This is a genomic window from Bacillus sp. IS1 (genome assembly GCF_032461585.1).
In the GTDB taxonomy this organism is placed as follows: Bacteria; Bacillota; Bacilli; order Bacillales; family Bacillaceae; genus Bacillus; species Bacillus velezensis.
The window spans coordinates 570,929-589,755 of the sequence record NZ_JAWCWR010000002.1; the positions used below are offsets into that span (position 1 = coordinate 570,929).

18 protein-coding genes are annotated in these 18,827 nt (G+C 44.5%); 15 read left to right on the plus strand and 3 right to left on the minus strand.

Annotated features, from left to right (window positions below; translation table 11 throughout):
• Nucleotides 1-19: 19 nt before the first annotated feature.
• The 10 genes from fliS (at nucleotide 20) to ftsX (ending at nucleotide 8,964) form a co-directional block, all read left to right on the plus strand.
• Nucleotides 20-421, plus strand: a complete 402-nt coding sequence (gene fliS, locus RUW00_RS10965; RefSeq protein ID WP_003151407.1) for a flagellar export chaperone FliS — start codon at nucleotides 20-22, stop codon at nucleotides 419-421.
• A complete protein-coding gene (gene fliT, locus RUW00_RS10970) occupies nucleotides 421-765 on the plus strand; it encodes a flagella biosynthesis regulatory protein FliT (RefSeq protein ID WP_014419003.1) in 345 nt (114 codons plus the stop codon). Before fliS ends, fliT begins: the two co-directional genes overlap by 1 nt.
• A gap of 9 nt (nucleotides 766-774) precedes the next feature.
• Nucleotides 775-1,152: a DUF8042 domain-containing protein gene (locus RUW00_RS10975; protein ID WP_280144667.1), complete on the plus strand. Its 378-nt coding sequence runs from the start codon at nucleotides 775-777 to the stop codon at nucleotides 1,150-1,152.
• Nucleotides 1,153-1,346: 194 nt separating this feature from the next.
• Nucleotides 1,347-1,913, plus strand: coding sequence for a ribosome hibernation-promoting factor, HPF/YfiA family (gene hpf, locus RUW00_RS10980; protein ID WP_003151413.1), 567 nt, complete (start codon nucleotides 1,347-1,349; stop codon nucleotides 1,911-1,913).
• Nucleotides 1,914-2,079: 166 nt separating this feature from the next.
• Nucleotides 2,080-4,605 (plus strand): preprotein translocase subunit SecA, encoded by a 2,526-nt coding sequence (gene secA / locus RUW00_RS10985; RefSeq protein WP_007407469.1) that lies wholly within the window; start codon nucleotides 2,080-2,082, stop codon nucleotides 4,603-4,605.
• 74 nt (nucleotides 4,606-4,679) lie between these two features.
• A protein-coding gene (gene prfB, locus RUW00_RS10990) for a peptide chain release factor 2 (RefSeq protein WP_096034905.1) occupies nucleotides 4,680-5,781 on the plus strand; the annotation gives its coding sequence in 2 pieces (ribosomal slippage) (nucleotides 4,680-4,751 and nucleotides 4,753-5,781; 1,101 coding nt in all).
• A 169-nt stretch (nucleotides 5,782-5,950) separates the two neighbouring features.
• Nucleotides 5,951-6,799 (plus strand): YitT family protein, encoded by an 849-nt coding sequence (locus tag RUW00_RS10995; RefSeq protein ID WP_007614078.1) that lies wholly within the window; start codon nucleotides 5,951-5,953, stop codon nucleotides 6,797-6,799.
• Between the two features lie 35 nt (nucleotides 6,800-6,834).
• A complete protein-coding gene (cccB, locus tag RUW00_RS11000) occupies nucleotides 6,835-7,176 on the plus strand; it encodes a cytochrome c551 (RefSeq protein ID WP_003151417.1) in 342 nt (113 codons plus the stop codon).
• A gap of 218 nt (nucleotides 7,177-7,394) precedes the next feature.
• Entirely contained in the window at nucleotides 7,395-8,081 is a 687-nt protein-coding gene (ftsE, locus tag RUW00_RS11005) for a cell division ATP-binding protein FtsE (protein WP_007407465.1), read from the plus strand.
• The gene (gene ftsX / locus RUW00_RS11010; RefSeq protein WP_007407464.1) at nucleotides 8,074-8,964 is read left to right on the plus strand and encodes a permease-like cell division protein FtsX; all 891 of its coding nucleotides are present in this window, start codon (nucleotides 8,074-8,076) and stop codon (nucleotides 8,962-8,964) included. The genes ftsE and ftsX overlap by 8 nt, the downstream gene beginning before the upstream one ends.
• A gap of 44 nt (nucleotides 8,965-9,008) precedes the next feature.
• Here ftsX and RUW00_RS11015 read toward each other — a convergent pair whose 3' ends face one another.
• Nucleotides 9,009-10,415: a right-handed parallel beta-helix repeat-containing protein gene (locus RUW00_RS11015; RefSeq protein WP_128496912.1), complete on the minus strand. Its 1,407-nt coding sequence runs from the start codon at nucleotides 10,413-10,415 to the stop codon at nucleotides 9,009-9,011.
• Between the two features lie 209 nt (nucleotides 10,416-10,624).
• Here RUW00_RS11015 and ctpB point away from each other — a divergent pair, with 209 nt between their 5' ends.
• From ctpB to RUW00_RS11040, 5 genes are all read left to right on the plus strand, one after another.
• On the plus strand, nucleotides 10,625-11,983 hold the full coding sequence (gene ctpB / locus RUW00_RS11020; RefSeq protein ID WP_370531144.1) for a carboxy-terminal processing protease CtpB: 1,359 nt from the start codon (nucleotides 10,625-10,627) through the stop codon (nucleotides 11,981-11,983).
• A 371-nt stretch (nucleotides 11,984-12,354) separates the two neighbouring features.
• The gene (gene swrA, locus RUW00_RS11025; RefSeq protein ID WP_014305920.1) at nucleotides 12,355-12,708 is read left to right on the plus strand and encodes a swarming motility protein SwrAA; all 354 of its coding nucleotides are present in this window, start codon (nucleotides 12,355-12,357) and stop codon (nucleotides 12,706-12,708) included.
• Between the two features lie 74 nt (nucleotides 12,709-12,782).
• Nucleotides 12,783-13,973, plus strand: coding sequence for a cell division topological determinant MinJ (minJ, locus tag RUW00_RS11030; protein WP_095270806.1), 1,191 nt, complete (start codon nucleotides 12,783-12,785; stop codon nucleotides 13,971-13,973).
• 413 nt (nucleotides 13,974-14,386) lie between these two features.
• Nucleotides 14,387-15,454: a DUF3810 domain-containing protein gene (locus RUW00_RS11035; protein WP_315956617.1), complete on the plus strand. Its 1,068-nt coding sequence runs from the start codon at nucleotides 14,387-14,389 to the stop codon at nucleotides 15,452-15,454.
• Between the two features lie 50 nt (nucleotides 15,455-15,504).
• Complete coding sequence (locus RUW00_RS11040; RefSeq protein ID WP_014418991.1) at nucleotides 15,505-16,242, plus strand: thioesterase II family protein; 738 nt, start codon at nucleotides 15,505-15,507, stop codon at nucleotides 16,240-16,242.
• Nucleotides 16,243-16,853: 611 nt separating this feature from the next.
• On the opposite strand, the gene RUW00_RS11045 is transcribed toward RUW00_RS11040, so the two are convergent.
• Together RUW00_RS11045 and RUW00_RS11050 are read right to left on the minus strand one after the other, a co-directional pair.
• Nucleotides 16,854-18,191, minus strand: coding sequence for an MFS transporter (locus RUW00_RS11045; RefSeq protein ID WP_280144666.1), 1,338 nt, complete (start codon nucleotides 18,189-18,191; stop codon nucleotides 16,854-16,856).
• Nucleotides 18,164-18,787: a TetR/AcrR family transcriptional regulator gene (locus RUW00_RS11050; RefSeq protein WP_015240677.1), complete on the minus strand. Its 624-nt coding sequence runs from the start codon at nucleotides 18,785-18,787 to the stop codon at nucleotides 18,164-18,166. The genes RUW00_RS11045 and RUW00_RS11050 overlap by 28 nt, the downstream gene beginning before the upstream one ends.
• Between the last annotated feature and the right edge of the window lie 40 nt (nucleotides 18,788-18,827).

The following is an 18,827-nucleotide window of genomic DNA, read 5'->3' on the forward strand; positions in this document are numbered from 1 at the left end:
CCTTGGAGGTTTTATAAAAATGGCAATAAATAATCCTTTTGCTGCTTATCAGCAGACATCCGTCTTTACAGCCGCTCCGGAAGAGCTGACCCTTATGCTTTATAACGGCTGCCTGCGATTCATTAAGCTGGCAAGGCAGGCGATGAAGCAAAACAACCTTGAAGCCAAAAATGAAAATATCGTAAAGGCGCAAAACATCATTCAAGAGCTCAGCATCACGTTAAACCGGGAGATTGAGATTTCTGAACAGATGTCATCCATTTATGATTACATCCGCCGCCGGCTGATCGACGCGAACGTGCAGAATAACGGAGAGTTTTTAGATGAAGCGGAAAAACTCGTTACTGAATTTCGCGACACGTGGAAGCAGGCCATGCAGAGTGAACGGAAAAACAGCCATGGCGCGGGCGGCCTTGCCTGATGAACAGCAATGTCTTTGCTTTGTATAACGAAACGAAGAACATGTACGCCGCGCTGAAGGACGCCCCGGAAAGCGACAGTCTTATCAGCAGCGTTACGGCATTTACGGAGAAAAGGGAGGAGATGCTTGCGGGCATAAAGCCGCCTTTTTCCGAAGAAGAAAAAACGCTGCTTCAGCAGGTGGCCGCGATGGACCGCCTGATTACCGGCGAAGTGAAACGGATTCAGGATGGTATCCGAAATGAAATAAAAACGCTTAAGAAAAAACGAATCTACCATAATACGTATTTCAATCCGTATCATCAAACGACAAGTGACGGCCGTTATTACGACAAACGCAAATAGGTGAGTGTTTTGAGAAGTTTGAACGATTACCATTTGGTGTCAGCCTATTACCAACTTCTTTTTACGATTGATGAGGGGCTTTGCTACCTGTTGGACACGCAGGATGATTTTTTTAAAACGGAGGGCGAGCGGATTTACAACGATTTGATTCAGGCTTTTTTTCATCTCGATTCCTCTCATGCGCTTCTGCTGTCTGTCATTGAGTGCCGATGCGTGGAGACGGCGATCCGCTCATTTGACGAGATCTTTCAGGATTTCAGCATGTTAAATGATTATGATTTCCCGTCCGCCCCTTTTCAGGAGTTTTTAAAAACCATCTTTCTGCCGCATTATAAGCTGTGGATGGAGCAGACGCACGACTGCATCAAACCGTATGTTCTTCACTAGACCTGCTGCAAGCGGCAGGTCTTTTGCCTGCGTCTTCCGCATATACTTATAATCCTGCCGGAAGCTGCCGGATATAACCGACACCATTCGTCATCGTTCACCGAATTTACACATTATTTTAACGTTTCAGCAGGGATCAGAAGGGGTAAAAGAGAAATAGTTACATATCCTTAGATAAAGGGAGGCGTTCTTTGATGAACTACAATATCAGAGGAGAAAACATTGAGGTTACACCTGCGTTAAAGGATCATGTGGAGAGAAAAATCGGCAAGCTGGAGCGATATTTCGAGCAGAGCGTCAATGCCGATGTGAACGTCAACTTAAAATTCTATAATGATAAGGAATCCAAAGTTGAAGTCACCATTCCGATGACTGATCTGGCGCTTCGTTCTGAAGTGCATAACGAGGATATGTACAATGCAATTGATCTCGCAACAAACAAGCTGGAACGTCAAATCCGAAAGCACAAAACAAAAGTCAACCGAAAATTCCGCGAGCAGGGTCTTCCGAAACATTATTTCGAGAACGGCAGCGCTGCTGATACGGGCGTAGCGGTTCAGGACGAAATTGAAGATGACAGCCCGGAAATTGTCCGTCAAAAGCGTTTTAATTTAAAACCGATGGATAATGAAGAAGCGATTCTCCAAATGAATATGCTCGGACATAATTTCTTCGTATTCACCAACGCGGAGACGAATCTCACAAATGTCGTTTACCGCAGAAATGACGGCAAATACGGATTAATTGAACCGACTGAATAAACCCAACCAGCCTTCCGTGAACGCGCGGAAGGTTTTTCTCTATCTTTATCTGCAAATTCTTTGGAAATAGCAAAAGGTATGTTATGATAATGAGAGGTATACATGGACAGAAAATTATCATTTATTCCATGCAAAATCTGCATGTGAACATAGAGGAGCGTTATAGATGCTTGGGATTTTAAATAAAATGTTTGATCCGACCAAACGTGCGCTGAACAAATACGAAAAAATAGCAAATGACATTGATGCCGTAAGAGGAGATTATGAAAATCTCTCTGACGAGGCGCTTAAACATAAAACGGCAGAATTTAAAGAGCGGCTTGAAAAAGGAGAAACGACGGATGATCTTCTTGTCGAAGCGTTTGCCGTCGTTCGTGAAGCTTCCCGCCGCGTAACCGGCATGTTTCCGTTTAAAGTGCAGCTGATGGGGGGCATCGCCCTTCATGAGGGGAACATTTCCGAAATGAAAACAGGGGAAGGGAAAACGCTGACGTCCACGCTTCCCGTGTATTTAAATGCCTTGACGGGAAAAGGCGTTCACGTCGTAACGGTCAACGAATATCTGGCGAGTCGTGATGCCCAGCAAATGGGAGAAATCTTTGCGTTTCTCGGGCTTACAGTCGGCCTGAACCTGAATTCGATGTCAAAAGACGAAAAACGCGAAGCTTACGCAGCCGATATCACGTATTCAACGAACAATGAACTCGGCTTTGATTATTTGCGTGACAACATGGTGCTCTATAAAGAACAAATGGTGCAGCGCCCGCTTCATTTTGCCGTTATTGATGAAGTCGATTCAATTTTAGTCGATGAAGCGAGAACGCCATTGATTATTTCCGGACAAGCTCAGAAGTCCACAAAACTATACGTGCAGGCAAATGCGTTTGTCCGCACACTCAAGAAAGATCAGGATTATACGTATGACGTCAAAACGAAGGGCGTTCAGCTGACGGAAGAAGGAATGACGAAGGCCGAAAAAACGTTCGGCATCGACAACCTGTTTGATGTCAAAAACGTGGCCTTGAACCACCATATCAACCAGGCTTTAAAAGCCCATGCGGCGATGCAGAAAGACGTGGATTATGTTGTTGAGGACGGCCAGGTCGTCATCGTTGATTCCTTCACCGGCCGTCTGATGAAAGGACGCCGCTACAGCGAAGGTCTTCACCAGGCGATTGAGGCGAAAGAAGGCCTGGAGATTCAAAATGAAAGCATGACATTGGCGACGATTACGTTCCAAAACTATTTCCGTATGTACGAAAAGCTGGCCGGTATGACCGGTACCGCAAAAACGGAAGAGGAAGAATTCCGTAATATTTATAACATGCAGGTTGTATCCATCCCGACCAACCAGCCGGTCATCCGTGACGACCGTCCGGACTTGATCTACCGCTCAATGGAAGGGAAATTCAAGGCGGTGGCGGAGGATGTCGCCCAACGCTACATGACCGGACAGCCGGTTCTTGTCGGTACGGTTGCCGTTGAAACGTCTGAATTGATTTCTAAACTTCTGAAAAACAAAGGGATTCCGCATCAGGTGCTGAATGCCAAAAACCATGAGCGTGAAGCTCAGATTATTGAAGAAGCGGGACAAAAAGGCGCTGTCACGATTGCGACCAACATGGCGGGACGCGGAACCGACATTAAACTCGGCGAAGGCGTAAAAGAGCTTGGCGGCCTCGCAGTCGTCGGTACGGAACGCCACGAATCCCGCCGGATTGACAATCAGCTTCGCGGACGTTCAGGACGTCAGGGGGACCCGGGCATCACACAATTTTATCTTTCAATGGAAGATGAATTGATGCGCCGTTTCGGAGCTGAACGGACGATGGCGATGCTTGACCGGTTCGGTATGGATGACTCCACGCCGATTCAGAGCAAAATGGTGTCACGCGCCGTGGAATCATCTCAAAAACGTGTCGAAGGAAACAACTTTGATTCACGTAAACAGCTTCTTCAATATGACGACGTACTCCGTCAGCAGCGCGAAGTCATTTACAAGCAGCGTTTTGAAGTCATTGACTCTGAAAACCTGCGTGACATTGTGGAAGGCATGATCAAGTCTTCTCTGGAGCGTGCGATTGCCGCTTATACGCCGAAAGAGGAGCTTCCGGAAGAATGGAATCTTGACGGCCTCGTGGAGCTGGTGAATTCAACGTATCTTGATGAAGGCGCGCTTGAAAAGAGCGATATCTTCGGAAAAGAACCGGATGAAATGCATGAGATGATCATGGACCGCATCATGACAAAATATAATGAAAAAGAAGAGAATTTCGGCACAGAGCAGATGCGTGAATTTGAAAAAGTCATCGTATTGCGTGCCGTTGATTCAAAATGGATGGATCATATTGATGCGATGGATCAGCTGCGTCAAGGGATTCACCTCCGCGCTTATGCGCAGACAAATCCGCTGCGTGAATATCAAATGGAAGGCTTCGCAATGTTTGAGCACATGATTGAGTCCATTGAGGACGAAGTTGCGAAATTCGTTATGAAGGCCGAGATTGAAAGCAATCTGGAGCGCGAAGAAGTTGTTCAGGGCCAAACGACGGCTCATCAGCCGCAGGACGGCGATGAGGCCAAACAAGCGAAAAAAGCGCCGGTGCGCAAAGTTGTGGATATCGGACGCAACGCGCCTTGCCATTGCGGCAGCGGAAAAAAATATAAAAATTGCTGCGGCCGGACAGAATAGTCTCGACTGTATGAAGCGAACATGACCGGGTCTGCGTCTTATGGCGCCCCGGATCTTTTAATGAGGTGAATGGAATGGAATTATCAGAAATCAGGGCAGAGCTCGAAAATATGGCTTCTCGTTTAGCGGACTTCAGGGGGTCTCTTTGACCTCGAATCAAAGGAAGCCCGCATTGCAGAATTAGATGAAAAGATGGCGGAACCGGAATTCTGGAATGACCAGCAGAAGGCCCAAACCGTCATTAACGAAGCGAACGGTCTGAAAGAATACGTGAACTCCTATCATCAGCTGAGCGAGTCTCACGAAGAGCTGCAAATGACACATGATCTTTTAAAAGAAGAACCTGACCAGGACCTTCAGCAAGAGCTCGAGAAAGAGCTGAAGTCATTAACGAAGGAATTGAATGAATTTGAGCTTCAGCTGCTGCTCAGTGAACCATATGACAAAAATAACGCGATTTTAGAACTTCACCCGGGCGCCGGCGGTACGGAATCCCAGGACTGGGGTTCCATGCTGCTCAGAATGTATACCCGCTGGGCGGAAAGACGCGGTTTCAAAGTTGAAACGCTTGATTATCTCCCGGGAGATGAAGCGGGAATTAAGTCAGTCACACTGCTTATTAAAGGCCACAATGCATACGGCTATTTAAAAGCGGAAAAAGGCGTACACCGCCTCGTGCGGATTTCTCCATTTGATTCATCAGGCCGCCGCCACACGTCATTCGTGTCATGTGAAGTCATGCCTGAATTCAATGAAGAAATCGACATTGATATTCGTACCGAAGATATTAAAGTTGATACGTACCGGGCGAGCGGTGCCGGCGGACAGCACGTCAATACGACTGATTCAGCCGTTCGGATCACCCACCTGCCGACAAATGTAGTCGTCACGTGCCAGACGGAACGTTCACAAATCAAAAACCGCGACCGGGCGATGAAAATGCTCAAAGCGAAGCTGTATCAGCGCAGAATTGAAGAACAGCAGGCGGAGCTTGACGAAATCCGCGGTGAACAGAAAGAAATCGGCTGGGGCAGCCAAATCCGCTCGTACGTCTTCCATCCGTACTCCATGGTGAAAGACCACCGTACCAATACGGAAATGGGGAACGTGCAGGCGGTTATGGACGGAGATATCGATATCTTCATTGACGCCTATTTACGTTCTAAATTGTCGTAATCCGGGAACACACCTGCCTTTGGCAAGGTGTGTTTTTTTATCCGTTCTCTTTTTCCATTTTTCACAACAGCGCTTTAGCAAATTAATACGGTATTTGGCTGTTATTTACTTCTAAGCCGGGAAGACTTAAAATGCTATCGAGAGAAAATCGGAGAACGGAGGATTTTGCATGGATGTGAATCACAATAAGCCGCTCCGTCTGATCAAAGATTATATATACATCATGATCGGGGCGGCGATTACGGGGGTCGTGTTTAACGTATTTTTGCTGCCGAACCGTATAGCAGCGGGGGGAGTAAGCGGGATCAGCACCATTTTAGAAACGTTTGGTTTTGAACCGGCTTACGTGCAGTGGATTATTAACATCCCTTTGTTTATCGCCGGAGTGATTATTCTCGGCGGGAAGTTCGGTATGAAGACACTGGTCGGTTCCATCGTTCTGCCGCTCGCCGTCTATTTAACAAGAGATCTGCCTGCCGCGACGACCCATGAACTGCTGGCGGCGATTTTCGGAGGCGTCGGGATCGGAACGGGAATCGGCATCGTGTATCTCGGCAAAGGCTCCACGGGGGGAACGGCTCTGGCGGGGCAGATCATTCACAAATACACGGGGCTGTCGCTGGGAACGTGCCTTGCCATCATGGACGGATTAATTGTGCTGAGCGCGATGCTCGTTTTCGGAGTGGAGCAGGGACTGTATGCGATGCTCGGGGTATTTATTTCAAGCAAAACGATTGATGTCGTGCAGGTCGGGTTCAACCGCTCCAAAATGGCTTTAATCATTACACAGCATGAAGAAGCCGTCAGGTCGGCTGTGTTTAAAGAAATCGACAGGGGTGTGACGAAGATTTCCGCAGTCGGCGGGTATACGGAACATGACCGGCCGATTTTAATGTGTGTCGTCGGCCAGACCGAATTCACAAAACTGAAACAAATCGTCAAACAAATTGATGAATCAGCCTTTGTGATTGTCGCAGACGCAAGCGAGGTGCTCGGCGAGGGTTTCAAACGCGCGTAAACGGGGTTATAATAGCGAAGGGGTGCATCTTACATATGAAATCAAAATGGGCGCTGCTGGCGCTGGTTCTGACCATGTCCGTCCTGCTGGCGGCATGCGGCGGTTCCAATGAATCGAAAAAAGAAAGCTCTGACAGCTCAGGCGGGTCAAAAGCATCTGCGTCAGCGGGAGAAGAGCTTTATCAGCAAAGCTGTATCGGCTGTCACGGTAAAGACTTAGAAGGCGGCGGAGGTCCGAATTTACAGGAAGTCGGCGGGAAGTATGATGAAGCTAAAATTGAAAGCATCATTAAAAACGGACGCGGCAATATGCCGAGCCATCTTGTAAATGATGAGGAAGCCGCGAAGATCGCAAAATGGCTGTCACAGAAAAAATAACAGAAAAACCTTGCCTGTTATAGGGGCAAGGTTTTTTCACGGTCTGGGAATGAAAAGAAACTGTAATAGTAATATGTCTAAATTTGACGTATAATGAAGTGTACTGAGGAAAAGGAACTTTCAGATTTTTCATCTGTTTCCTGGTAAATCGGCCATAAACCGCTGTACGTTTGCGAACTCTATGGCTGCAAGACATAATTAAAAGATTAGGTGATTTCATGATAGAGATGAAAGAAGTATATAAATCCTATCCGAACGGTGTAAAAGCGATTAACGGGCTGTCAGTCATGATTCATCCCGGAGAATTTGTATATGTCGTAGGACCGAGCGGAGCCGGTAAATCTACTTTTATTAAAATGATTTACAGAGAAGAAAAACCGACAAAAGGGCAAATATTGATTAATCATAAAGATCTCGCGTCTGTGAAAGAAAAAGAGATTCCTTTCGTGCGGCGTAAAATAGGTGTTGTTTTCCAAGATTTCAAACTTCTTCCGAAACTGACGGTATTTGAAAACGTCGCGTTTGCGCTTGAGGTTATTGGAGAGCAGCAGTCAGTCATTAAAAAACGCGTGCTCGAAGTGCTCGATCTTGTGCAGCTGAAGCATAAAGCGCGGCAGTTTCCCGACCAGCTTTCCGGAGGAGAACAGCAGCGTGTTTCCATCGCAAGATCCATCGTCAACAATCCTGACGTCGTGATTGCTGACGAACCGACGGGCAACCTTGATCCGGTAACATCATGGGAAGTCATGAAGACGCTGGAAGAGATTAATAACCGCGGAACGACCGTCGTGATGGCGACACACAATAAAGAAATAGTAAACACCATGAAGAAACGGGTCATCGCGATCGAAGACGGAATTATTGTGCGTGATGAGTCAAGAGGGGAGTATGGTTCTTATGATTAAAATTCTCGGGCGCCATTTGCGTGAGAGTTTTAAATCTCTCGGAAGAAACACATGGATGACATTTGCATCCATCAGTGCCGTTACCGTTACATTGATTTTGGTCGGCGTGTTTTTAGTCATTATGCTGAATTTAAACAACATGGCTAAAAATGCTGAAAAAGAAGTGGAAATTAAAGTATTAATCGATCTGACGTCTAATAAGAAAACGCAGGATACGCTGCAGAATGAGATTAAAGACATCTCGGGAATCCAAAGCGTAGAGTTTTCATCTAAAGATAAAGAGCTTGATCAATTGGTCAAAAGCTTCGGCGACAGCGGAAAGGCCATGAAAATGCAAGATCAGGAAAACCCGCTGAACAACGCGTTTATCGTCAAAACGACAGATCCGCATGATACGCCGAAAGTCGCGAAAAAAATTGAGAAGCTTGATCATGTGTATAAAGTGACATACGGGAAAGAAGAAGTCAGCCGTCTGTTTAAGATCGTCGGGGTGTCACGCAACATCGGGATTGCGTTAATCATCGGCCTTCTGTTCACGGCGATGTTCTTAATTTCAAATACGATTAAAATCACGATTTTCGCCAGAAGAAAAGAGATTGAAATCATGAAGCTTGTCGGCGCGACAAACTGGTTTATCCGCTGGCCGTTCTTCCTGGAAGGGCTGCTGCTGGGGGTATTCGGTTCTATCATACCGATCGCTCTCGTGCTGAGTACGTACCAGTCGATGGTCGCTTGGGTGGCCCCGAAAGTTCAGGGCTCATTTGTTTCACTTCTGCCGTACAGCCCGTTTGTGTTCCAAGTATCACTTGTGCTCATTCTGATCGGCGCGGTTATCGGAGTATGGGGAAGTCTGACTTCCATCCGGAAATTCCTTCGTGTATAAATAAAAAAGCCAGTCTGATATAGACTGGCTTTTTTATGGTTTCGTTACTGAATGACGGGCAGGGCCGGTGATCCGGGCTTTAATGTAAAGTCATAAGACGATTCGTCACGGTACATCGGGTCCGCATAAATGGAATCCGAATCGTTTGCCGTTCCTTTTTGGTACGCTGTGAATGAATCATATTCTCTGTTCTTCCAATTCCAAATGCCGTCTTTTCCCGCTTCTTTGTGATAGACGTTATGATTAACGGTATTGCCTTCGTTTTTCGTATAATCATTTGCGATAAAAATCCGTGAACCGCTTGCCGTCATGATGTTTTTTTCGATCGTGTTCCCTTTTGTGCCGTACTGCAGCAGCAGCTGGCCGCCGTCAAGGTCCTTCGTGTCATTTCGATACATAATGTTATGAGCGATCACCGAATTGATGGTGCCGCCGCGTTTCGTGTCATAGCCTCCGATTGAAATACCGGTGTAAGCATTGCCGTACACCTTGTTATCCGTAATCCGGATATCTCGTGCGTATTTCCCTTTATGTTCGGAAGTGGCTTCAATGCCGAGGTCATTGTTGTAAACGGTGTTATTCTTAATGTCCACATGTTCTGCGCCGTCAACGTAAATACCGCCCGCTGAATATTCATCTCCGTAAGCGGGATTTCCGTAAGAAGAGTTATGGCTCACCGTATTGTTTTCAATGACGCCGTTTCGCGCATAGTCGTTTTGCTTGGACGTTCCTTCGTATCCGATCACGTCAATCCCGATATTGTTATTGTCCCGGATGGTATTGCCGGCAATCTTAAATCCGTCAACATTCCCGTTCAGCACGACCGCTTCGCTTGCGCCGAGCGTCAGTTTTTCAACCGTATTATTTGTGATGCTGACATCCTTCATGGCGCCTGTGCCGTAAAACGCAATGCCGTGTGCATTTCCCTCATCAGCCGTGGTTTTAATGTTTCGGATATGGTTGCCGTCAATGTTGATATGACTGCTTGATCCGGTGACGAAGATTCCCATGGCCGTTGCATCTTCTGATGATACGGAGAGATTCTCAAGCGTAACGCCGTGAATGGTAATGTACTGTTTATTGCGGATTTGAATTAACGGAGTTTCAGAATCGCTTTTTGGCGCAGATTTGCCGCTGATTGAGACATGCTCATTCTGATAGTTCCGAAATGTAATCGGCTTTTCGGCCGTGCCGCTGTGCTTTACTTCAAACGTTTCATCGTACGTCCCTTCCCGAATCAATACGGTTGTCCCGGCCTCTGCCTTTTCAGCCGCATGTTTTAATGTGCGGAACGGCTTTTCTTTCGTTCCTTCATTTTGGTCGCTGCCTGCCGGAGAAACATACAGGGCGTCCGTCTGCGTTTTTTCATTGGCCTCTGTTTTTGGCCAGACAAAGGCGGTAATGCCTGCGGCCAGAACCGCCGCGGATAAAATCGATAATTTTATTTTCATATCGCATTCTCCTGTATATTTAATGAATTGCATACAAAATATTATACGTTACCCATATATATGTAACAATCTCGCTTTTTCATTTTTTTGTTGCCGTTACATGAATTCTTTGCAATTTACACATACTATCTCCAGGTTTTCGTAAAAGGACTAAGAGGAGGTAAACGATGAAGCAGAAAATGATCGCAGTGATAGCTGCCGTCAGCATCATGTGCGGCGGAGCCCATATTGCCGGGGCGGCACAGCCGAATTCATCAGACGCAGAAAGAAGCCGGGCAATGGAAAAAATCGAAAAAGCATATGAGCTGATCTCGAACGAATACGTGGAAAATGTAGATAAAGAAAAGCTTCTTGAAGGAGCGATTCAGGGGATGCTGTCTACATTAAACGACCCTTATTCCGTTTATATGGACAAGCAGACCGCCAAGCAGTTTTCCGATTCTCTTGATTCTTCTTTCGAAGGGATCGGCGCTGAAGTCGGTATGAAAGACAATAAAATCATTATCGTATCACCGTTTAAGCAATCTCCGGCGGAAAAAGCGGGCCTCAAGCCGAATGATGAAATCATCAGCATAAACGGCGAGTCAATGAACGGGAAAGGTTTAAACGAAGCCGTGCTGAAAATCAGAGGAAAAAAAGGATCGAAGGTTTCTATTAAAATACAGCGTCCGGGTACTGATAAACAGCTGTCATTCCGGATTAAAAGAGCGGAAATCCCGCTTGAAACCGTATTTGCTTCCCGCAAAGAATCAGGCGGTCATCATGTCGGCTACATCGGAATATCGACATTTTCCGAGCATACCGCCCAGGACTTCGCCGCGGCGCTGAAAAAGCTTGAAAAACAAGGGATTGACGGTCTCGTCCTTGATGTAAGAGGGAATCCCGGCGGCTACCTTCAAAGCGTCGAACAAATTTTAAAGCATTTCATCACAAAAGACATGCCGTATATCCAAATTGCGGAGCGTAACGGCGATAAAAAACAATATTTCTCAACCTTAAAACATAAGAAGCCGTATCCCGTCAATGTCATTACGGATAAAGGAAGCGCCTCCGCTTCAGAAATTCTTGCGGGTGCGTTAAAAGAAGCGGGACATTATGACGTTGTCGGTGACACTTCTTTCGGTAAAGGAACGGTTCAGCAGGCCGTGCCTATGGGAGACGGGAGCAACATTAAATTGACGCTTTACAAATGGCTGACACCGAAAGGCAATTGGATTCACAAAAAAGGCATTGCTCCGACAATCGCTGTGAGCCAGCCGGATTATTTTGCGGCGGGACCGCTTCAGCTGAAACAGCCGCTTCAGCCTGATATGAACAGCGCGGATGTCAAGCACGCCCAAATCCTGCTGAAAGGCCTAGGCTTCGACCCGGGCAGAGCAGACGGCTATTTCAGCAAAACAATGAAAAAAGCCGTTCTGGCGTTTCAAGACCGGTACAAGCTTGATAAAACAGCGGTCATTGATAAAAAGACAGCGGAAAAAATGAATCAGCTGATGAATGAAAAGAAATCTGACGAAAAAAATGATTTACAGCTGCAAATGGCGTTAAAATCATTATTTGTAAAATAAATGAAAAGGAGGCGTTTTTTCGTCTCCTGTTTCTTTTGTCATACCCTAAAAATGAACGAAAAGACATATAATTATGTCGGTTTTGACAAGATATTAAAAAAATTTTCACATTTAAACATTTATAAAGGACAAACATTACCCGATATTTATAGAGAAGAGAGACTTTATGCCGAGTTAATATGTATTCAAAATGAAACTTTTGAAAGTTGCCTCAGTCAGTTTTAGTTCTTACAATAAAAGAAGGTTCTAATAGAGAACAGTTTTAGTTTGGCAGCTGCATTTCAGTATCGAAAGCAGAAGTGTTTGCGGCGCTTCAGCACGGCAGCTGTAATCACCCGTGCTTATCTGGATAAAAAAATGGGGGTTCACAATTGAAGAGGGCAAGTATTGTGCGTGAAAAAAAATATTATGAATTAGTGGAACAACTAAAAGACAGAACAAAAGACGTCACATTTTCATCAACAAAAGCACTAAGTCTTCTTATGCTGTTCAGCAGATACCTGGTCAATTACACAAATGTTGAATGCGTTCACGAAATCAATGAAGAGTGTGCGAAGCATTATTTCACTTACTTAATGAAAAACCATAAACGTTTAGGAATCAATCTGACGGATATTAAGCGGTCCATGCTTCTGATCAGCGGCGTGATCGAGGTGGAGGTTGACCACTATCTGAAAGATTTCTCTCTCTCAAATGTAACGCTGTGGATGACGGAAGAGAGATAGACGTTTGAGATATTCAAGCCAATGATTATTTGGTAGAATAGAATTAAAATGTTTGGCTTGAGGCGGTGAAAGCAGTGTCTGTTCAATGGGGAATTGAACTTCTGAAAAGTATCGGTCTGTTTTTTTTACACCCGATGTTCTGGTTTTTTATCATCATAAGTCTCGCATGCGGATATTTGCGGATCAAACGTGAACGCCATACGTTTCATACAAAAATCGCGGATATGTATGACGAGCTTATCTTTACATACATAAAAGGACTTATACCGGGTATTCTTCTCTCCATATTATTTTTTGGACTGGGAATTTCGATTCCATTCGGTCTTCTCGGCATAATCGCGGCTGTGACTGCTTTGCTTTCGCTGACGTTCCGTATGAATTGGCTGTCCTCAGCTTATGTTGTCAGCGCCGGCATGTTCATTGCGTTTATCCTTCAGTATACCCACACAGTGCCGTTTGCGGATCGGTTTCCGCAGGCATTCGGCGTGAATTGGGCATCGGCGGCCGTGTTTATGGGCCTTTTGATTATCACGGAGGGAGCGGCTGCCTGCCGTTCAGCGCATCTGAAAACATCTCCGGCGCTTGTCGTCAGCAGCAGAGGCCTGCCCATCGGCCGACAATTGGCGAATCGCGCATGGCTGCTTCCGCTTTTCTTATTGGTGCCGGGCAGCGGGCTTGAATCACACCTTTCCTGGTGGCCTGTCTTTACTGTGCCGGGCGGCTCTTTCCATTTGATCTGGATTCCTTATATCGCCGGCTTCGGACAGCGTGTGCAGGGGTCACTTCCGGAAGTCAGCATAAGGATAACGGCGAAACGTGTCATGATTCTCGGGGTTATCGTGACCGCATTCGGGGCAGCTGCCCTTTGGTGGACTCCGCTTGCCGGAGCTGCCGCTTGTATTGCGGTGCTCGGACGCCTGTTTTTATCATTGAGACAGCGGCTGAACGATAACGCGGCTCCGTTTTATTTCTCTAAGCGGGATCAGGGTTTAATGGTGCTCGGCATCATTCCGAATACACCCGCGGACGATCTTGAGCTGAAGATCGGTGAGATTATAACGAAAGTAAACGGCATTCCCGTAAAGCATGTATCGGATTTTTATGAAGCACTTCAAAAAAACCGCGCATTTGTAAAAATGGAGATCATCGGCCTGAACGGTGAGATCCGGTTTGATCAGCGCGCGTCCTATGAAGGCGAACATCATGAATTAGGTATTTTATTCGTGCAGGATGAACACGAGCACGAAGAAATGACAGCATTATAATGTGATTTTTCATAATTATTCGGAATAGTTTCAAGAACTCCTAAACTAGATTTCAAAATCAGCTAGAAAGTAAAACAGCTAAGAAAATTATATTTTCTTAGCTGTTTTATTTTGAAATAATAAAAAAATAAATGAAGGAGAGGTATGGCTTATTGGAAAGGTTATTGCTAACTCCAAAACCTTAATCGCCCGACAAGCTGTTTCGAGTAATAGACCTAATGGTACCTACTGGGCTTATGAAGTGCTTCCTATAGATTTTATGAATCAATATGTTTTTTCTAATAAGCATGATTTTTATGAGGAAAAGTATGTTGAAATAAAGAAATGATATGACTAGGTTACATGGCGTACATCTGATATTTATTGGATAGGAGGAGTACATTATTAAAAAGCTTTTACTTAAGAGATTGCCGTTGATCTCACTTGGAGTTATAGCTTACATACTGACAAAATACGCGCAGAACCATCAGGATTGGGCGGAGAAATACAGTAGGTCTGTATATCCGTTATTGTCAAAAACAGTAGGACTTGTACCTTCTTGGGTCACATTTTCTGTTAGTGAATGGCTCGTCGTGTTGGTTGTGTTACTATTTCTATTTTATATCGTTTATTATGTGCGCAAGGTCATCATGAGTAAAGGTGCACGTAGGATGGTAGTTTATCGTGGTGCTCTAGGAATCGTTACGATCTGTAGCGTGATATATTTTTGTTATACTATTTTGGGTGGAATAAACTATTACAGATATTCTTTTTTGTCTTATACCGAATATAAAGAAGAGAACTACAGCAAGGAGGAACTGGTCAAATTGAGTAAGTCACTTGCCGTTGAAATGGAATTGGCAAGGGAAAAGTTAGCGGATACTGATCTTTTGGCTCATGTACCAGAGGTTTTTGATTATTATGCACAACACGCAGTGTTCTCGATGCAAATGTTATCAAAGAAATATCCTGTTTTGGAGCATTCATATTCAACACCAAAACCAGTGGTGATGTCAAAACTAATGTCGCATGCAGGGATACATGGTATTTTTGTCCCTTTTACTTATGAATCCAATATCAATGTTAATGTGCCAGTTTTTTTGGTGCCTGCTACTATGGCGCATGAATTGGCACATCAGAGTGGTTTCATGCATGAGGATGAGGCTAATTTTATAGCTTATCTGGCATGTAAGCAGCAGGATGATCCAATGATACTATACAGTGGTTTATTTCTGGCATTTGATTATTCTATATCTGAGCTAAAGAAAGTGGATCCAGATAAGGCGTCTGATATAATGTCCAGTCTGTCCAAGGCGGTGCAGCATGATATAGAACAAAATGAGCAGTACCGGGATAAGTATGAGGGTGTTATTTCAAGTATTTCAAGAAATGTAAATGATGTATATCTGAAGGCAAATAATCAGACAGACGGTTTGAATAGCTATAGTGATATGGTGAATTTGTTGCTGGCAGAGCAGCGAGAGATAGAGAAGTACAATTAAATGTATCTTGAATACTTATAGGTTTATATAGTAATGATAGTGGGCTCAAGTTGAACATAGGAGTGAGTGAAATCAATAAAATAAAAGTATTTCCTATTCCATATGCTGGAGCGTCGGTAAATGCATATTATGAATGGAAAAAACTACTGCCGGATAGATATGAATTGTGTATATGTGAATTGGCTGGAAGAGGAACTCGATTCACAGAGCCTTGTTACCAGTCTGTTGGTGAAGCAAGTGAAGATATCGCCAAAAGAATAAGTGAACAATTAGAATATGACGATGAATATGTTATATTTGGACACAGCATGGGAGCCTTATTGACTTATGAGATATATTATAAACTTAAGCAAATGGGAACTAAGGAACCAAGGCATCTGTTTTTTTCTGGGCGAGATGCTCCACATATTTTTGAAAAGAGAGAAGACATTGAAAATATGACTAATGAAACTTTCTTGACAAAGGTGGAACAATATGGGGGAATACCAGAGGAGTTTTATACAAAAGAGATTATGGATATGTTTCTTCCGATTTTGCGAGCAGATTTTATAATTTTGGACAATTATAAGTTTCAGCCCAAAGCAGAAAAAATAAGTTGTGGAGTAAGCGTTTTTTATGCGGATAGCGATTTTTCGACTCATATCAATGAAATGCATAAATGGAGTGAAGTTGTTGAAGGGAATGTGAAATTTCATAAGTTTAAAGGAGAACATTTTTTTTTGAATCGGTATCCTAATGATATTGTAAATACTATTGTTAAAGATACAGAGACTTATTCTTGTTCATGAGAGATTCCTCGTTTCGTCAATGTTGGTGTGGTAACTTACATTGTACAAGAGGAATCTCTCTTTCGCATTCATTTTTTGGTAGAATTTAGATAATCGACAGACGTGTTATTATATAAATCTAAAAAGATTTTGGTTTAGACTTTCTTGTCCCAATCAAGTTCCAAAAATAAAAATTTAGACTTTCTTTTCTTTGTACAGTTTGAATGTGTTTTGAAATATTATATTTAAAATAAATTTTATCAGTCTGAGAATCCTTCAATGATTGTTACTTAATTTTGCTTAATTATAAAAGTAATATTCAATAATTGTTTTAGGTAGGTTTTAGTAAGGAGAATTATGAAAAAAATTAAGAAAAAACATTGGAAATAATAAGCTTTCAGTTTTAAGCCCGGTGCCGCTAACAACACGGCGGCCGGGCTTTTTTCACGGCCGGATTACGATGTCAGCGCCGAACTTGATCGGAACTCTCAGCCATTTACATTCCCCTTTTCTCTTGTAAATCAAAAGATTCTCATAGAGCAAACGGCATTGCGGTGACACTTTGAGAGAGAAAAATAAGAAGGAAAACTAGAAAAGGTTCCGGAAAGCAGATGCTTACGGAACCTTTTTCGTTATGCCGAATGGCTTTTTTTCGTCTGAACGGTTTCCCTGGACTTGATACCAAGTGATACGAACAAGCCGATCACAGATACGCCGATCAATATCATAAACAGAATGTGAAATCCGGAGATTAAACCGATCAGTGCTGAAGAAATAATGCTTCCGAAATAACGGAAGGTGGAGAAAATCCCGGATGCGATGCCGGACATGCCCGGTTCTACCGTCGCAAGAGAAGATACCTGCATGCTCGTCAGCCCCGCACCTGACGCGATGCCTCCGACAATAAGCGATGCCATAAGAAACGGAACGGAATGGGAATAAACCAAAAACAGAAATAAGAGATTGGCTACGGCCATCAGCCCGAAGGACAGAAAAATCATTCTTCGCGCGCCCCATTTCTGATGCAGCTGAGCTCCGCCCCAGTTGCTGGCGGACATGAAAACAGAAAAGACTGACAGCGCCATGCCGCTGTGCGACGTATTCATGCTGAAGTGGCCGGTCATAAAGAGCGGCATAATCAATAACACGGCGTACATCATTAAATTGCTTAACAGAACCGACAGATTGGCGCTCGTAAAGGTCGTGTTTTTAAACAGATCAAAATCAATAATCGGATGTTTCGTGCGCAGCTCCCGCCTGAAAAATAGCGGAACAAATATGAGAATGAGCAGCGCGTACACCCAATAGCCCAAAGAGCTTTCATTTTTCGTCAGAAGAATTATAGATACAATGCTTCCGGCAAGCAAAACGGACCCGATGATATCAAGCGGAGCGTCAGACGTTTCTTCTTTATATTTAGGAAACATCACTAATGCCGTCACGAGTGCGATCGCAAGAAACGGAATGTTGACCCAAAAGATCGAATGCCAGCTGAAGCTCTCAATTAAAAGAGAGCCGATAAACGGACCGAGAGCCGCGCCCAGCCCGGCACCGAGGCCGAAAAAGCCGAATACTTTCGGAAGCCGTTTTTCAGACACGACATGGCGGATGATGGCGATGCTGTTTGGCGTAAGCAAAGCGCCGCCGGCAGCCTGAAGCGCCCGGAAGAAAATCAATAAGAAAAGACTTGGCGAGAGGGCGCACCCCAATGATGCGATGAGAAAAAGGCCGACGCCCCATAAATACATTTTTTTGTTTCCGTACATATCACCGAGTTTGCCGGCAATGGGTTGTGTCACGGCCATCACGATTAAATACACGGTCACTACCCATGTGATGCTGGCAATTGATTCGCTGAATGAGCGGGAAATGGATGAAAGGGCGACTGCGATCATCGTAGAATTGATGGGAACGAGTATGGCTCCCAGCAAAAGCGAAACGATCAGCGCCCATTCTTTCTTTGAACCCATCCTTCATCCTCCTTGGAGCCGGAAAATGACCGGCCGGTAATGCCTTTCATGAAAATCTCAGTGCTGTGTTTCAGCATCGTTTCCTCAGAGAGAGTAATGACTCTTTTCCCCAGCTGCAGCCGGTGTATAAAATAACCGAAAATCATCGTCATAAAGACGTCTGCATTAGCTTCTTCGCTGCCGGGGCTTATCATATTTTTCTTTGTCAGCTCCTTAAAGTAAACGATTAAATGCTTTTTCACGGATTGCGGATATACGACAATATCCTGCAGGACGTCTTCGAACAGTTCCGGTTCGCGCAGGCAGATGCGGAACACTTCTTTTTTTTGTTCCAATTGCTGCAGAAGGGTCGCGGCGAAATGAAGAAGATCCTCATACAGATCGCCTTCCGCCTTGGTGATCATGCTTTCCGGAACCGGTGTCTGCTGTTCAATCATGGCTTTCATTAATCCTTGTTTGTTTTTAAAATTACGGAAAATCGTTGCTTCACTTACTTTTGCTTTTTCTGCGATTTCTTTTGTTGTCGCTGCGCGGTATCCTTTTTGGATGATCAGATTCATCGCGGCGTCAATAATTCTCTTGTTCGTCGTTCTCAACATGTTTCACCTCGCGTAAATACTGGCAGGACAAGTATAC

Excerpts from the sequence above, each read along its gene's own strand:
- fliS (WP_003151407.1), top strand. The coding sequence starts at position 20 with ATGGCAATAAATAATCCTTTTGCTGCTTATCAGCAGACATCCGTCTTT.
- fliT (WP_014419003.1), top strand. The coding sequence starts at position 421 with ATGAACAGCAATGTCTTTGCTTTGTATAACGAAACGAAGAACATGTAC.
- hpf (WP_003151413.1), top strand. The coding sequence starts at position 1,347 with ATGAACTACAATATCAGAGGAGAAAACATTGAGGTTACACCTGCGTTA.
- secA (WP_007407469.1), top strand. The coding sequence starts at position 2,080 with ATGCTTGGGATTTTAAATAAAATGTTTGATCCGACCAAACGTGCGCTG.
- RUW00_RS10995 (WP_007614078.1), top strand. The coding sequence starts at position 5,951 with ATGGATGTGAATCACAATAAGCCGCTCCGTCTGATCAAAGATTATATA.
- cccB (WP_003151417.1), top strand. The coding sequence starts at position 6,835 with ATGAAATCAAAATGGGCGCTGCTGGCGCTGGTTCTGACCATGTCCGTC.
- ftsE (WP_007407465.1), top strand. The coding sequence starts at position 7,395 with ATGATAGAGATGAAAGAAGTATATAAATCCTATCCGAACGGTGTAAAA.
- ftsX (WP_007407464.1), top strand. The coding sequence starts at position 8,074 with ATGATTAAAATTCTCGGGCGCCATTTGCGTGAGAGTTTTAAATCTCTC.
- RUW00_RS11015 (WP_128496912.1), bottom strand. The coding sequence starts at position 10,415 with ATGAAAATAAAATTATCGATTTTATCCGCGGCGGTTCTGGCCGCAGGC.
- ctpB (WP_370531144.1), top strand. The coding sequence starts at position 10,625 with ATGTGCGGCGGAGCCCATATTGCCGGGGCGGCACAGCCGAATTCATCA.
- RUW00_RS11045 (WP_280144666.1), bottom strand. The coding sequence starts at position 18,191 with ATGGGTTCAAAGAAAGAATGGGCGCTGATCGTTTCGCTTTTGCTGGGA.